This window comes from Xanthomonas hortorum (assembly GCF_011305375.1).
GTDB lineage: Bacteria > Pseudomonadota > Gammaproteobacteria > Xanthomonadales > Xanthomonadaceae > Xanthomonas > Xanthomonas hortorum_E.
On the sequence record NZ_VCME01000002.1, the window covers coordinates 77573 to 92255 of the forward strand.

General features: G+C 65.1%; 17 protein-coding genes and 1 other RNA gene. 5 read left to right on the top strand and 13 right to left on the bottom strand.

Annotated elements, in window-relative coordinates; all coding sequences use genetic code 11:
- Positions 1-83: 83 nt before the first annotated feature.
- The 5 genes from FFY45_RS01880 to FFY45_RS01900 form a co-directional block, all read right to left on the bottom strand.
- Positions 84-554, bottom strand: coding sequence for an EVE domain-containing protein (locus tag FFY45_RS01880; RefSeq protein ID WP_074058189.1), 471 nt, complete (start codon positions 552-554; stop codon positions 84-86).
- Positions 551-1141 (bottom strand): 5-formyltetrahydrofolate cyclo-ligase, encoded by a 591-nt coding sequence (locus FFY45_RS01885; protein WP_176339160.1) that lies wholly within the window; start codon positions 1139-1141, stop codon positions 551-553. The genes FFY45_RS01880 and FFY45_RS01885 overlap by 4 nt, the downstream gene beginning before the upstream one ends.
- An 81-nt stretch (positions 1142-1222) precedes the next feature.
- A non-coding RNA gene (ssrS, locus tag FFY45_RS01890) (6S RNA) lies at positions 1223-1407 on the bottom strand.
- Positions 1408-1502: 95 nt separating this feature from the next.
- Complete coding sequence (locus tag FFY45_RS01895; protein WP_006451377.1) at positions 1503-1802, bottom strand: cell division protein ZapA; 300 nt, start codon at positions 1800-1802, stop codon at positions 1503-1505.
- Positions 1799-2020: a TIGR02449 family protein gene (locus FFY45_RS01900; RefSeq protein WP_011038363.1), complete on the bottom strand. Its 222-nt coding sequence runs from the start codon at positions 2018-2020 to the stop codon at positions 1799-1801. The genes FFY45_RS01895 and FFY45_RS01900 overlap by 4 nt, the downstream gene beginning before the upstream one ends.
- A gap of 237 nt (positions 2021-2257) precedes the next feature.
- Here FFY45_RS01900 and FFY45_RS01905 point away from each other — a divergent pair, with 237 nt between their 5' ends.
- Both FFY45_RS01905 and FFY45_RS01910 read left to right on the top strand, forming a co-directional pair.
- On the top strand, positions 2258-2800 hold the full coding sequence (locus FFY45_RS01905) for a YecA/YgfB family protein (protein WP_006451375.1): 543 nt from the start codon (positions 2258-2260) through the stop codon (positions 2798-2800).
- 15 nt (positions 2801-2815) lie between these two features.
- Positions 2816-4147 (top strand): aminopeptidase P N-terminal domain-containing protein, encoded by a 1332-nt coding sequence (locus FFY45_RS01910; protein WP_176339162.1) that lies wholly within the window; start codon positions 2816-2818, stop codon positions 4145-4147.
- Between the two features lie 574 nt (positions 4148-4721).
- Here the strand turns inward: FFY45_RS01910 and FFY45_RS01915 are convergent.
- The 8 genes from FFY45_RS01915 to rph all read right to left on the bottom strand — a co-directional run bounded on the left by FFY45_RS01915 (position 4722) and on the right by rph (position 12384).
- Positions 4722-5120, bottom strand: coding sequence for an XVIPCD domain-containing protein (locus FFY45_RS01915; RefSeq protein WP_176339164.1), 399 nt, complete (start codon positions 5118-5120; stop codon positions 4722-4724).
- Between the two features lie 28 nt (positions 5121-5148).
- Entirely contained in the window at positions 5149-6474 is a 1326-nt protein-coding gene (gene pepQ, locus FFY45_RS01920) for a Xaa-Pro dipeptidase (protein ID WP_176339166.1), read from the bottom strand.
- 69 nt (positions 6475-6543) lie between these two features.
- Entirely contained in the window at positions 6544-6891 is a 348-nt protein-coding gene (locus FFY45_RS01925; RefSeq protein WP_176339167.1) for a PilZ domain-containing protein, read from the bottom strand.
- Positions 6888-9320, bottom strand: coding sequence for a DUF1631 domain-containing protein (locus FFY45_RS01930; RefSeq protein ID WP_176339169.1), 2433 nt, complete (start codon positions 9318-9320; stop codon positions 6888-6890). Before FFY45_RS01930 ends, FFY45_RS01925 begins: the two co-directional genes overlap by 4 nt.
- A gap of 179 nt (positions 9321-9499) precedes the next feature.
- A complete protein-coding gene (hemW, locus tag FFY45_RS01935) occupies positions 9500-10657 on the bottom strand; it encodes a radical SAM family heme chaperone HemW (RefSeq protein WP_176339171.1) in 1158 nt (385 codons plus the stop codon).
- 16 nt (positions 10658-10673) lie between these two features.
- Complete coding sequence (gene rdgB / locus FFY45_RS01940) at positions 10674-11273, bottom strand: RdgB/HAM1 family non-canonical purine NTP pyrophosphatase (RefSeq protein WP_176339173.1); 600 nt, start codon at positions 11271-11273, stop codon at positions 10674-10676.
- Complete coding sequence (locus tag FFY45_RS01945; RefSeq protein ID WP_176339175.1) at positions 11270-11662, bottom strand: VOC family protein; 393 nt, start codon at positions 11660-11662, stop codon at positions 11270-11272. Before FFY45_RS01945 ends, rdgB begins: the two co-directional genes overlap by 4 nt.
- Positions 11659-12384 carry a ribonuclease PH gene (gene rph / locus FFY45_RS01950; protein ID WP_005996762.1) on the bottom strand — a complete coding sequence of 242 codons (726 nt, stop codon included), beginning with the start codon at positions 12382-12384 and terminating at the stop codon, positions 11659-11661. Before rph ends, FFY45_RS01945 begins: the two co-directional genes overlap by 4 nt.
- Before the next feature lie 109 nt (positions 12385-12493).
- On the opposite strand from rph, the gene FFY45_RS01955 reads away from it, so the two are divergent.
- The 3 genes from FFY45_RS01955 to rpoZ all read left to right on the top strand — a co-directional run bounded on the left by FFY45_RS01955 (position 12494) and on the right by rpoZ (position 14666).
- A complete protein-coding gene (locus FFY45_RS01955) occupies positions 12494-13354 on the top strand; it encodes a YicC/YloC family endoribonuclease (protein WP_176339177.1) in 861 nt (286 codons plus the stop codon).
- A gap of 112 nt (positions 13355-13466) precedes the next feature.
- Entirely contained in the window at positions 13467-14078 is a 612-nt protein-coding gene (gmk, locus tag FFY45_RS01960) for a guanylate kinase (RefSeq protein ID WP_043888920.1), read from the top strand.
- 288 nt (positions 14079-14366) lie between these two features.
- Positions 14367-14666, top strand: coding sequence for a DNA-directed RNA polymerase subunit omega (gene rpoZ / locus FFY45_RS01965; RefSeq protein WP_002812428.1), 300 nt, complete (start codon positions 14367-14369; stop codon positions 14664-14666).
- The last annotated feature ends 17 nt before the right edge of the window (positions 14667-14683 follow it).

The window sequence follows — 14683 nt, forward strand, 5'->3', positions numbered from 1 at the left end:
TTAGTGATTGGGGATTTGGGATTTGTAAGAGCGGTGCAAAGCGGGCGGCGGGCATCGAGCGAATCCCCAATCCCCAATCTCGGCTATTCCATTGCTAGAAGCAGCTTCCACTGCGCGGCGGTCACCGGCAGGATCGACAGGCGGTTACCGCGGGCGATCAGCGGGAAACCTTCGCCCAGCGCATCGGCTTGCTGCTTGATTTCGTCCAGCGCAATCGTGCGCTTGAGTTTGCGCTCGAAGGACACGTCCACCAGCATCCAGCGCGGGTCTTCGCGGCTGGCCTTGGGGTCGTGGTAATCGGACTTGGGGTCGAACTGGGTGTCGTCCGGGTAGGCCGCGCTGGCGATCTTGGCGATGCCGACAATCCCCGGCACCTTGCAATTGGAGTGGTAGAAGAACACCCCATCGCCCACATGCATGCCGTCGCGCATGAAATTGCGCGCCTGGTAATTGCGCACGCCGTTCCACGGCTCGGTGCCGACGCGCTCCAGATCATCGATGGAAAACGTGTCCGGCTCGGACTTCATCAACCAATAGCGCTTGCGGGCAGTCATACGGACACGGTGTCGTCTTTCAGGAAGGTGGCGCGTTCGGTGCAGACGGCATCCACCGCCACGTCCCACGATTCTGCGGGCAGGGCGGGAACCTGTTGTGCAGCGAAGCCGACGCCAACCAGCCAGGGCGGCGGCGCCTGGCGATGCCGAAACGCGAAGCTGCGATCATACCAGCCGCCTCCCATGCCTAGCCGCCGGCACTGCGCATCGAAGCCGGTCAGCGGCGTGATCACCAATGCCATTTCCTCGGGTGCAAGCAGCTCGGCGCGCTCCACGTCCGGTTCGGGAATGCCGTAGCGGTTGCTGACCAGGCCCTGGCCCGGCCGCCACGGCGCGAAGCGCAGCACGCGGCCGTCCAGCACCGGCAGGCAATAGCGCACGCCGGCCGGCAGACTCAGTTGCCACCGGTGCAATGCGATTTCGCCATCCATCGCCCAATACCCGGCCACGGCACCGGTCTGCGGCGCGAACGGTAGCGCCAGCAAGCGCTCGGCCAGCGCATCGGCGGCCGCCAATCGCTGCGTCGCCGGCAGGCTGCGGCGCTGCGCACGCAACTGCTGGCGCAATGCATCTCGGTCGTCGGTCATGGGTGTCTCATGGCGGAAGGGATGACGCATTGTTTCAGACACGCAAAAAGAAACGACGCCCGAAGGCGCCGTTTCAGATTTGCATTCTCCGCCATGAACGATGCGGGCGAAACGACCTTGAACCCGGGGTTCAAGTGGGGACGTTGTGAGGCCATCGGGCTTCCCGCTACAAGGCGGACTTGCACTCCCGGCTTCGTCGCGCCCCCGTGGTCGTAATTAAGGGACAAGGCGAATGTTTTGCACGCTGTCGTTTACAGCAGAGAACGCAGGTGAAGTATAGACCTCTGCTGCGCGATGGCTAGCCCATTCGTCGGTCGGCACGATTGAAAATTCATATTTGCGACGACAGTGCGAATTGCACTCAACGCGGTGTGTCGGCCACGCTGTCGAGACGGCGATTCAAGTTGTCCAGCGTATTCGCCAATTCACGCTCGTACAGCGCTTGCTGTTCGCGCAGTTGCTGCAATTCGTGCGCCAGATTGAGCGCGGCCAACACTGCAACGCGATCCACCGCCGCCATGCGATTGCTGCCACGGATCTCGCGCATGCGCAGATCCAGCAGGCGTGCCGCAGCAGTGAGACTCTCGCGTTCGTCTGCGGTAACGCCAACCGTGTATTCACGATCCAGAATACGCACGCTGACCGGCTCGTTGTTGCTCACGTGTGTTGCTCCAGTGACTTCAAGCGCACGATCATCGCTTCCACGCGCGAGCGCGCCTGTTCGTTCTTGGTCAACAACTGCGCACGCTCGCCGATCAACTGCTCCTGTTGATGACGCAGGCTGCGGTTCTCGTCGGTCAACCGTTGGGTGCGCTCGACCAACGCCTCCACGCGGGCGGCAAGTGCGCGGAGTTGGGCGAGGGCGGCAGCGTTGTCCATACGCCCACGATAGGGGCGCGTGCGCGCGGCGGTCAAGCGCGCGATCACGGCCCGCTCACCCGCCGTCAGGCCAATCCCGACAAGGGCTGGCGCTGGCTCGAGCTAAGCCGGCGTCGTGCGCGTGGAACGCTGCATGGAACGCGGCAGTAGCAGCCGGGGCGGGGTGCCTTGATACACTGGGAAGTCTGATCGCCGGCCGGTGTGCCGGCCCCTTCTGTTCTTAGCCTGGATGACCTGATGGATCTGCCTGACGTAACCGCTGTGCAAAACGAGAGTCGCCAGTTGGCGCTGGCGTCCTCTGCGGCGGAGTTGCATGGTGGGTTGTGCGGGTGGCTCTCCGGTGGTGGCGCCGACAGCGGCGACTGGCTGGGGCACGTGCTGGCCGACGTGGCGCAGGTACCACCCAAGCAGGGCGGCGCCCTGGACCAGATGCGGCAGGCCACGGTGGCGCAGCTGGAAGACCGCGATTTCGCCTTCGAGCTCCTGCTGATCGACGACGGCGCACCGCTGGCGGCGCGTACCGACGCCTTGTTCGACTGGTGTCGTGCCTTCCTGGGCGGGTTCGGCTTGGCTGCAAAGCAGCGCCCGGCACTGACCGAAGAGGGCGAAGAAGCCCTGCAGGACCTGGCGCGGCTGGCGCAGGCCTCCAGCGATGATTTCGATGCCGCCGACGAAGACGACACCGCGCTGGCGGAGATCGAGGAGTTCGTGCGCGTGGCGGTGCTGTTGCTGCATGGCGACTGCGTGATGGGGCCGCGTTTCCGCCAACGTTTGAACTGACCGCGCGTGACCGACATGAAAAAGCTCACCGGGATCGGCGCGGCCGAATACGCGCGCCGGCGCAAGCAGTTGATGCAGATGGCCGGCGAGCAGGCGATTCTGATCCTGCCGGCCGCACCCGAGCGGGTACGCAGCCACGACACCCATTACCCGTACCGGCAGGATTCGGATTTCTGGTACCTGAGTGGCTTCCCCGAGCCGGAAGCGGTGCTGGTGCTGGTGCCCGGGCGCAAGCATGGCGAGGCGATCCTGTTCTGCCGCGAGCGCAATGCCGAGCGCGAAGCCTGGGATGGCCCGCGCGAAGGTCAGGAAGGCGCGGTGGCGCGTTACGGCATGGACGATGCGTATCCCATTGACGATGTCGACGAGATCCTGCCGGGGTTGCTGGAAGGCCGTAGCCGTGTTTACTACCACTTCGGGCGCGATGTCGACTTCGATCTCAAGTTGATCGGCTGGCTCAAGCGCGTGCGCGAGCAGGTGCGCCACGGCGCGCAGCCGCCGCATGAATTCCTGGAATTAGGACATCTGCTGCACGAGCAGCGCCTGTTCAAATCGCGCGATGAAATCGCGTTGATGCAGCAGGCCGCCGACATCAGCGTACGTGCGCATCGCGCCGCGATGCGATTGGCACGGCCGGGCGTGCATGAGTACGAATTTCAGGCCGAGGTCGAGCGCGAATTTCGCGCTGCCGATGCGTGGCCGGCGTACGGCAGCATCGTCGGCACCGGCAGCAATGCCTGTGTGCTGCACTACCGCGCCAACAATGCGCGCAGCCGCGACGGCGAGCTGGTGCTGATCGATGCCGGCGCCGAATATCGCGGTTATGCGGCCGATATCACCCGCACCTTCCCGGTCAATGGCCGCTTCACGCCGGCACAGCGCGCGCTGCATGATCTGGTCGGTGCGTCGCAAGCTGCCGCTCTCGCGCAGGCGCGCCCCGGCGTAGCGTACGAAGCCGGGCATCTGGCCGCAGTGGAAACCTTGACCGAAGGATTGCTGCGCCTGGGGCTGCTCAAGGGCACGCTGGAACGCAACATCGCCGACGGCCATTACAAGCGCTTTTATCGGCACAAGACCGGCCACTGGCTGGGCCTGGATGTGCACGATGTGGGCGACTACCGGCTGGCGGGCGACTCGCGCCTGCTCGAACCGGGCATGGTATTCACCATCGAACCGGGGCTGTACATCAGCGCCGACGACACCACGGTGGAAGCCAGGTGGCGCGGCATCGGCATCCGCACCGAAGACAACGTGCTGATCACCGCCGAAGGCCATCGCGTGTTGACCGATGCGCTGGCGCGCAGTGCCGACGAGATCGAAGCGGAGATGGCCGGCCGCGTTGCGTAATGTTGCGTCCAACGCGCGTCGCATCGACGACGCGTCGAATCGGGTTTATCGCCTTACTTAGAGCGGCTAACAGAACGACTTCATGCCGGCCTGCTGCAGGGCGGCTGATCTGCGGCCTGGCTGCAGGGCCCTTGCCCGCCCACCATCGCGGGACACGCTGCAAGTACGTCCGTGTAGGCTCTTCCGCGGCATCCAGCCCCGCAAGGGTGGGCGGGCAAGGACCAGTGGAGACGGTCGGTGTGCATGGTTGCAAGCAAGGCATGGTGTGTTGTCTGGATAACACCGCGACGGATCAGTTTCGCAGCGCAACGTGATCGACGGGCAGGTTTCAACAAAGCAACCGGCAAACTTCTTGGTGCGGTGTCCTCTCCGATTGCGGGACCGTGTGGCGGCATGGATGCCGCCACCGAGCCTACATGGACGTACTTGCGGCGTGTCCCGCGAGCGGCGAGGGCACCGCGCCCTCGACCGACTCAGCGGTTGACCTGGACTTCTGACGGCAATCACCAAGATGCGGCTGACAAAACCCTGCGCTCACTGTTAGGCATCCGCTCAGTCGTTTTATTAGCCGATCTTACTGCCCCAACCGCGGTGTCTGAGTGGGTTCGGGTGGCTGAACCTGCTCAGCTGGCGATGCAAGCTGCTGTGCGCGCGCGAACGACTGCTCTTCCGGCGTGCTCAATGCCTGTTCGGTCTTCATATGCGCGCGCAGATGCGCCGGGTTGGCAGGATCGCCTTGCACCACGAACACATTCTCGCCGCCATGCACACCTTTGTTGTTGGCGTCGCTCATCAGTACGTGATCCACGCGCGACAAGCCGCCTTCCTTGGCCAGCGGCAGCAACGCGGCAGTGAGCCGCGCGCTGGTCTGGTCGGGCTCGCGCCCATGTGCGGCATCGAGCGCGTGCACACCGCGTTCGATCTGCTGATACATCGGATGGTCCGGGTGCGAGGGTTGGCGTGGATCGTTCATGGCGATGCTCCGTGCTGTGCAGAATAATTTATGGTGCGGCAAACACTGGGCGCGTCAGGTTTTCGGGAGCGCCATCAGTGCACACCACTTCATCTTCGATGCGGATGCCGCCGTAGGGTTTGAAGTGGTCGACGCGCTGCCAGTCGATGCTGGCGGCGTGGCCGTTCTTCTTCACTTCGTCCAGCAGCATGTCGATGAAGTACACGCCCGGCTCGATGGTGACCACCATGCCCGGTTCGAGCACGCGGGTCAGGCGTAGATACGGGTGACCGGCGGGGCGCTCGATGCGGCCGCCGCGGTCGCTGGCTGCAAAGCCGGCGACATCGTGCACCTGCAAGCCGATCAGATGGCCCAGCCCGTGCGGGAAGAACGCGGCGCTGACACCGGTGGCGAGCGCGGCTTCCGGCGACACGGTGAGAATGCCGAAGTTCTTGAGGATGCCCATCAACGCCAGATGCGCGTCCACATGCAGCTGCTTGTAATCCACGCCCGCGCGCACGTTCTGGCCCATGCGGATCTGTGCGGCGTCGACTGCATCAATGAGTGCCTGGAACTCGCTGCCCGGGTCGGCGGCATAGGTGCGGGTGATGTCGCTGGCGTAGCCGTAGGCCGAAGCGCCGGCATCGATCAAAAAGCTGCGCAACGGTTGCGGCGGCTGTTGGCCGAGTTCGGTGTAGTGCAGCACTGCGCCGTGTTCGTTGAGCGCGATGATGTTGCCGTACGGCAGTTCGTTGGCGTCCTGGCCCACGGCTGCGCAATACGCCATGTGGATGCCGAACTCGCTCTGGCCTGCACGGAATGCCACTTCGGCGGCGCGATGGCCGCGCACTGCCAGCTGCTGGGCAATGCGCAGCAGTGCGAGTTCGTATGGGGTCTTGAAGGCGCGCTGGTAGTCCAGGTAATCGATCACCGGCTGCGGATTGTTCGGCACATAGGCGCCGAGCGCACTCTGCGCCTCGCCAAGAATCGCGCAGCGCTCGGGCTGTTTGGGCAGCAGCGCCAAGGCCGCGTCCGGGGTGCGGATGATGTGGATGTCGCAGTGCTCCACCCACCAGCCGCTGGGGGCGTCGGGCACCACATGCCAATAGTCGAACGGCTGGTAGAAGATCACCGTCGGGCGCTTGCCCGGGGTGTAGATCAGCCAGCTGTTGGGCACCCGCATCAGCGGCACCCAGGCCTTGAACTGCGGGTTGACCGCGTATGGGTAATCGCGGTCGTCGAACACCTGGTAATGCAGGCTGCCGCTGGGCACGACCAGATGATCGAAGCCGCCGCGTTGCAGCGCCTGATCGGCGCGTGCGGTCAGCGTGCGCAGGTGGTCGGAATACAGGTGGCTCAAGGACGGCTGGGTCATGCGGGGCTCGATCGGCAATGCAAAGGCAATGCGCAATTTTGCCGCAATCCTGGCAGCGGCGCTTTGCCTTCAGCCGGCCATGTGTTCTTCGGCGATCCAGGCGCGCAGACGTCGCCGATGCGGCTCCGACATCGTCAGAAAGCGAAAACCGGCCCAGGCCTGTCCGGGAGCGTGCGCGGCTTCGGACCACAGCAGGTGCACGCCGACATCGATCTCGGTGGCGCGTCCCACGCGCTCGGGCAGGGTGAAGCGCAATTGATACAAGGCGTCGTCATACAGCGGAACCGAAGCCAGCAGCAGTATGCCGGTTTCCGACACGTTACCAACGCGGCCGATCTGCGCCTCGCTGAGCATGTCGGTGACCGGCACCAGATCGGTTGGTTGACGGCGCGGTGCGCGACGGGTGTCCTGGATCATGGGGCGAGCTCTGCAGCAGGCGACTGGCCGGCAAGGTGACGTAACGTGCGCACGGTGGCATGCCAGGCGCGGTCGATCAGACGCGATTTTTCTTCGACCAGCAAGCGCGCCTGGCCGCCGGCCATTAGCCGCGCCAGACCATCCAGCGATTGCTCGCCGATCTTTTGCCCACGCTGATTGACGAATAGCGCGTTGTCGGTCATCGGGCTGTACCAGGACAGCCGTTGCCGACGCAGGTCACCCTGCTGGTTGACCACGAATTCGAACCAGGTACCGAATGGCAGGCTGCGCAACTGCGTGTAGCACGCCTCTTCGGCCGGCGACCGCGGTGTGGCGATATCCTTGCGCGGGGCGTTGTCGCCCTGGTCGCCCAGCCGCGTGCGCGCCCTGAGTTTGGCGGTGAGTTCGGTGCGCGAGGTCATCTCGTCTTCGCCACCGGGCGTGGACAGGCGCCGCGCGATCGCCGCCGCTTCGTCCTGGTGATAGCCGATCTGTAGCAGCGCGGTTTGGACATCGCCACCGAGCGCGGTGTCGGTGGGCTGACCCTTGCTCAGACAGGTGACCTCGGCGATACGCGCCGTTAGTGCCTGGCGCTCATCCCATTCGGGCGATTGCTCGCCTTGCCGCAGCAGCGTGAGCGTGAGCACGTCCGACCACGCCTGGCGCAGCAGTGATTGCACGAAACGCGGTGGCGCGCTCTGCTCGCACAGATCCTCGATGCGATCGGCGGCCTGCTGCTTGGCCGATTCCAGCCGTTCCTTGCCGCGTGCGGCATCCACATGGCGGCGCTCGGCGACCTCGGCCTTGCGCGCCAGTGCGCGTAGATGGGTCTGAATCTCGTCGTTGGCCGCAGCGAAGACGCTTTCGTCGCCGTGATAGTCGTTGACGATCTTGTCGACCGCATTGCCCAGCTTGTGCAGCAACTGCGGGTCGACATCGTCCTCGCCCAGCCACACCGCACCGGACTCGGCAACGGTGTTGAGCAATTCGCGCACCGGGTGCTGATCGCGCACGAAAAAATGCGTGTCGGCCAATGCCGCGCGCACCAGCGGTACCTGCAACTTGGCAAGCAAGGTCTGCGCCGGGGTCTGCTCGCGCACTTCGCGTTGCATCTGCGCGTAGAGCAGGCCGAGCAGGTCGAAGGTGTCGGTGTCCTGCGGCGATAGCGCCGCGTCCGGGCCGTGCTGGGCGCGCAACAGTTCCAGCACCTGCCGCTGCAGCGCATCGATGCCGGCCGCTGCAGTTGATTGCACGGCTAACGCGCCTTGCAGGCTGGCCAGCGCGTCGCTGAGCGCGGCTTTGGGCACTGCCGTGGAGGCAAGCTGGGGAAATGCTCTTTCAGCTGTTGCCTGCGAGCCTGTTGCGGGCGCTGTGCCGCGATTGGCAGCGCCGTAATTCGATGCACTTTGAGGCGCAGATGGGCCTGTGTTGCCGGCCGCCTGCGATTGACGTGCCGATGACATCAGGCCGCCAAGCGCCTGCATTGCATCGCTCAATGCAGGTGTTGCCTGCTCACCGTATGTAGCCGCAGCCAGTGTCATCGGAAAATCTGACGGATCCAGCAAGGCGCTCTGCCACGGTGTCGGTGCGGACTGTCCGCTCCAGCCGGTCGCCGGTTGCCCGCCACGCGGCGGCATCGCGCGCGCGTTGGTGGGTGCAGCATCCTTTGATGCAGTGGCAGATGCAGGCAGCGCACGCCGCGTCTGCACCTGCGTGGGCTTGACCAGATACGGGTGATAGATCAGCCCCGGCAGGATGCCTTCCTGTGCGAGGACGCTGTTGACACGCTCATACAGATCGTTCAAACGCTCGATCAGCTGACGCTCGAACACGCGGTACAGCGTGAGTTGCCCATCCAGGCTCAACCCCAGCGTTTCGCCGCAGTGGCGCAGCAGGCGGCACAGCGCGTACGGACCGAGCGGGACTTCTTCGAGTTCGAATTCGGCAACCACGCCGATCACCGCCAACCGTTGCGCCAGCAATTGCAGCGCATCGGCACGGCGCGAGGTTTCGCGGCGTGCGATCTCGCTGAGCACGATGTCGCGGTCGATATCGGTGTCTTCCACCAGCGTGAGCATCTGCGGATGCGCCGGCGCATCGGCCGGCGGTGTCAGCGACGGGCGCTCGCGCAGGTTGGCCAGATCCTGCGCCAGCTGCTGCAGAAAGGCTTGCGGAAACCGATCGATATGATCGCGCAGGCCACGCGTCTGCGCGTAGGTTTCGGCCTGGATCTGGCTGTTGCGCGCATGTTCGGCCTGATGCAGCAACTCGCGTTCCAGCTCGACGATGGTCAGCCGCAGCGGCCCGCTGAGCGCCTGCACGCAGTGCGCATGCAGTGCCGCGAGCAGATGCCGGCCGCGCGCGGACACCGGCGCATCGGCAATCGGGCCGCTGAGTGTGTGCTGCAGGGAAGAGGCGGGCGTGGACATCCGGGGAGGTATGCTCGGTTCGAAGCGTGAGCTATGTAGCATGTTTTCCGCGTTGCCGCGCGACATTGGAGCGGCCAGGCGCAGCCGTTGCTCGGTGCGATGGACCACTCGAACGCTCCAGACCTGCCGTGCCGGTCACGCGCGGATGACGGGCGCTCGCTAGGGTTTGCTGGCCAGCGTCAGGTCAGGAACAACTCGACCACGTCGTTGGTGAAGCGGCGGCCCAGTTCGGTCGGTATCACGCGTCCGTCCTGCTCGGTCATCCAACCCTGCGCGACCGCGCGCGCCAACGGCGCTGCGATCTCTGACGCCTCCAAACCGGTAGAGGCTTCGAAATCGCTCAGCCGGAAGCCTTCGTGCAGGCGCAATACATTGAGCATGTATTCGAACGGCAACCGGGCGCGCGGCACGACTTCATCGCCGCCGATCGACGCGGCGTTGCCGGCGCTGGCCAGATAACTCTGCGGATGTTTGTGCTTCCAGCGGCGCAGTACGTGCTGCTCGGCGCCGGAACTGATCTTGCCGTGCGCACCGGCGCCAATGCCCAGATAATCGCCAAAGCGCCAGTAATTGAGGTTGTGCGCACATTGCCGCCCGGGCTTGGCGTAGGCGCTCACTTCGTACTGCGCGTAGCCGGCCTCGGCCAGCAGACGCTGGCAATGTTCCTGGATATCCCAGGCCGCATCGTCGTCGGGGATGCCTTTGGGCGGCCGCGCGAAGAACACCGTGTTCGGCTCCAGCGTGAGCTGGTAATGCGACATGTGCGTGGGCTGCAGCGCGAAGGCGCGCTCGAGATCGCGCTCGGCCTGCGCCAAAGTCTGCTCGGGCAGCGCGTACATTAGGTCGATATTGAAATTGTCGTAACCGGCATCCTGCGCCAGCTTGATCGCGCGCTCGGCCTCGGCACTGTCGTGGATGCGACCGAGCCGCTGCAGCGCCACATCGTCGAAGGTCTGCACCCCGAAGCTCAGGCGGTTCACGCCAGCGGCGCGATAACCATCGAAGCGGCCATGCTCGGCGGTGCCTGGATTGGTTTCCAGGGTGATCTCGAGATTCGGTGCGAAGCGCAGCCGCGCAGCCGCGGCTTGCAGAAAGCGATCGATCGCCTCGGGCGGAAACAGGCTCGGCGTGCCACCGCCGAAGAACACCGAATGCACCACGCGGCCCCACACCAGCGGCAAATCGTTGTCCAGATCGCGGATCAACGCATCCACGTACTCCTCGAACGGCAGCACGCCCTTGGCCGCATGCGAGTTGAAATCGCAGTACGGGCATTTACGCACGCACCACGGCAGGTGCACGTACAGCGATAACGGCGGTGGAATCAGGTCGGACACTGCATCAGGCCATCGTTCACAGCGACAGGGCGTGCAGCTTGTGCTGCAACGTAGCCAACGCCACCGCACGGTGACTCAGCCGGTTCTTCAACGCAGTATCCATTTCCGCAGCGGTCAGGCCGTACACCGGGTCCAGAAACACCGGGTTGTAGCCGAAGCCGCCATCGCCGCGCGGTTCGGTGGTGATCACCCCTTCCCAGCGGCCTTCGGCGATCAGCGGTTGCGGATCTTCCGGGTGACGCAGCAGCACGATCACCGCATAAAACCGCGCGCTGCGGCGCTCGGCCGGTACATCGCGCATGGCCTCGAGCAACTTGGCGTTGTTGGCCTGCGCATTGGTCGGGCTGCCGGCATAGCGCGCGCTGTACAAGCCGGGCGCGCCGCCGAGGGCATCGACGATCAGGCCGGAGTCGTCGGCCAGTGCCGGCAGGCCGGTGACCGCGCTGGCATGACGCGCCTTGATCAAGGCGTTCTCGACGAAGGTCAGGCCGGTTTCCGGCACGTCTTCGACACCCAGTTCGCCCTGCGCCACGATGCGCAGCGGCAGGTCGGCGAGCATGGCGCGCAGTTCTTCCAGCTTGCCGGCGTTGCCGCTGGCCAGGACCAGTTGTTTCATTGCTTGGGCTCCAGCAGATCCCACTTGGTGCCGTACAGATCGCGGAATACAGCGACCGTGCCGTACGGCTCCTCGCGCGGGGTTTCCAGAAATTCCACGCCAAACGCCTGCATGGCCGCGTGGTCGCGCCAGAAGTCGTCGGTGTAGAGGAAATGATCCACCCGCCCACCGGTCTGGTCGCCGATGCGCGCCTGCTGCGCGGCATCGCTCGGCTGCGCGAGCAGTAGTGCGGCCTCCTGCGCGTCGCCCGGGCCGAGCACCACCCAGCGTTTGCCGCCGTCGAGTAGCCGGTCCTGCAGCACGTGGAAACCCAGCGCGCCGGTGTACCAGGCAATCGCCGCATCGTAGTCGGCGACCAGCAAGGTGGTCAGGGCGATGCGACGGCTCATCCGGCCAGCGCAGCGCGTTGCAGGGCGAACAATTCGCCCATGCCCTTTTCGGCCAGGGCGAGCAGCGCGTTGAGTTCGTCGCGGCGGAAGGCGTGGCCTTCGGCGGTGCCCTGCAGCTCGATGAAACCGCCACCGTCATTCATCACCACATTCATGTCGGTGTCGCAGTCGCTGTCTTCGGGGTAATCCAGATCCAGTACCGGCTCGCCGCGATAGATGCCCACCGATACCGCGGCTACAGCGCCGATCAGCGGATGCTTCTTGATGTCGCCACGCTTGAGCAGCAGGTTCACCGCATCGGCCAGCGCCACGTAGGCGCCGGTGATCGCAGCGGTGCGGGTGCCGCCATCGGCCTGCAGCACGTCGCAGTCCAGGGTGATGGTGCGCTCGCCCAGGGCATTGCGGTCCACACAGGCGCGCAGTGCGCGGCCGATCAGGCGCTGGATTTCCAGCGTGCGCCCGCCTTGCTTGCCACGTGCGGCTTCGCGGTCGGAGCGGGTGTGGGTGGAGCGCGGCAGCATGCCGTATTCGGCGGTCACCCAGCCTTCGCCCTTGCCGCGGAGGAACCCCGGCACGCGGTTTTCCACGCTGGCGGTGCACAGCACGCGGGTGTCGCCGAAGCTGACCAGCACCGAGCCTTCGGCGTGACGGGTGAAAGCGCGTTCGATGCGCACCGGGCGCAGCTGGTCGGCCGTGCGGCCGCTGGGACGGGAAAAGGTCATGCGATGAGTCCGGAAGTCGGGAGGTGGGTCTGGGTCAGCGCGTGGCGAGGCGGTCAGCCAGCGCGGGCGGCTAGGGTACCATTCGCGCTTTGAAGGCACGGGACTGACGATGATTCGAAGCATGACCGCGTTTGCTGGCGGCGAACGCATCACGCCCTGGGGCACGCTCGGTTGCGAGCTGCGCTCGGTCAACCACCGGTTTCTGGAAATAGGCGTGCGCCTGCCCGAAGAACTGCGCGCGCTGGAGCCGATGCTGCGCGAACGTGTGGCGGCAAAAAACAGCCGCGGCAAGCTGGATCTGGCACTGCGCCTGCGCGCGCCGGACAACGCGCAGACCCTGGCCGTCAACGAATCCCTGCTGCAGGAACTGGGCGCACTGGCCACGCGGCTCGACGGTGTGTTTCCCAAGTTGCAGGTCGGCTTTACCGATCTGTTGCAGCTACCCGGCGTGCTGCAGGTGCAGGACGTGGACGCACCGGCGTTGCAAGCCCAGGCCCTGGCATTGCTCGATGAGGTGGTGGACAGTTTCGTCGCCGCGCGCGAGCGCGAAGGCGGCAAGCTGGCCGAGGCGATCAGCGAGCGGGTCGATGCCATTGAACGCATCGCCGCTGAAGTGCGCACGCTGATCCCGGTCATTCGCGAAGGCCAGCGCGCCAAGCTCGCCGCACGCCTGGCCGATCTGCCGCATCCGGTGGACCCGGGGCGTGCCGAGCAGGAACTGGTGCTGTGGCTGCAGAAGCTGGACGTGGACGAGGAGCTGGATCGCCTGTCCAGCCATATTTCCGAGATCCGCCGCGTGCTCAAGCAGCGCGAACCGGTCGGCCGTCGATTGGACTTCCTGCTGCAGGAATTCAACCGCGAAGCCAATACGCTGGGCTCCAAGTCGGTGGACAGCCGCACGTCCAACGCAGCGGTGGATCTGAAGGTGCTGATCGACCAGATCCGCGAGCAGGTGCAGAACATCGAATAGCCGTGAATAGGCAATCGGGAATGGGGAATCGTCAAAGCAGGTACGATTCCCCTCGGCCTGCTTGCTCCGCGCGGTGCCCCATTCCCTATTCTCGACTCCCTATTCCCTAAAAATGCGCGGCACCCTCTATATCGTTGCGGCTCCCTCCGGCGCCGGCAAGAGCAGCATCGTCAACGCCACCCTGGCGCGCGATCCCAAGATTGCCTTGTCGATCTCGTTCACCTCGCGCGCGCCGCGGCCCGGCGAGCGGCATGCCGAGCACTACCACTTCGTCTCCGCCGACGAGTTCCAGGGCATGATCGAAGCGGGCGACTTCTTCGAATATGCGTTGGTGCATGGCGATTGGAAGGGCACCGCGCGGCAGTCGGTGGAGCCGCAGCTGGCTGCCGGCCACGATGTGCTGCTGGAAATCGACTGGCAGGGCGCGCGCCAGGTACGCCAGAAAGTGCCCGACGCGGTCAGCGTCTTCATCCTGCCGCCCTCACGCCAGGCGCTGGACGAGCGCATGCGCAAGCGCGGTCAGGACAGCGAGGACGTGATGGCGCAGCGCCTGGCCGCCGCACGCGAAGAGATGCTGCACTTCGAAGAATTCGATTACGTCATCATCAACGAGACCTTCGAGACGGCGGTGTCGGAGATGTGCGCGATCTTCACCGCCAGCCGGCTGCGTCGGCAGGCGCAGCAGCAGCGGCATGCCGGCCTGATCCAGGCGCTGCTTGACTGAGTTCCTGGTGTGGTAGGTGGAGTGGCGATCCTCGGTGTCACGCGATGACGCTGCAGCTGAACATCGGCACTCGGCCTGCGTGTCGCCTCGGCTTAGGGAAACGGCCGGCCAGGCCTGCGGGGCTGTTCTGCGCACCAGGAAGGCGCTGCGTCTTGATCGATTTGTTCCAAGTGGCTGATTCCAAAGCAAACTGAATGACAGCCGGTTGCCCGCCCAGCGGCCCCGGCGTACACTCCGCCCCCTTTCCCTCATTCGATGCGCGGCCGTTGCTGGTCGCCGGGAGCCCGCATGGCCCGCATTACCGTAGAAGATTGCCTGGAAGTCGTGAACAACCGTTTTGAGCTGGTCATGATGGCCTCCAAGCGCGCCCGTCAGCTCGCCAACGGCGTCCAGCCGTTGATCGAAAACGCAGACGCCAGCGACAAGCCCACCGTGATGGCGCTGCGCGAGATCGCCGCCCGCCGGATCGACAACGCGCTGATCGATGAAGTCGAGAAGGCCGAACGCGAGCGTGCCGAGCGCGAAGCGCTGGAATGGGCCGCCGCCGAAGTGGTCGCCGACGAAGACATGTCCAAGAACGACGATTGATTGCTCACATCGCTGCG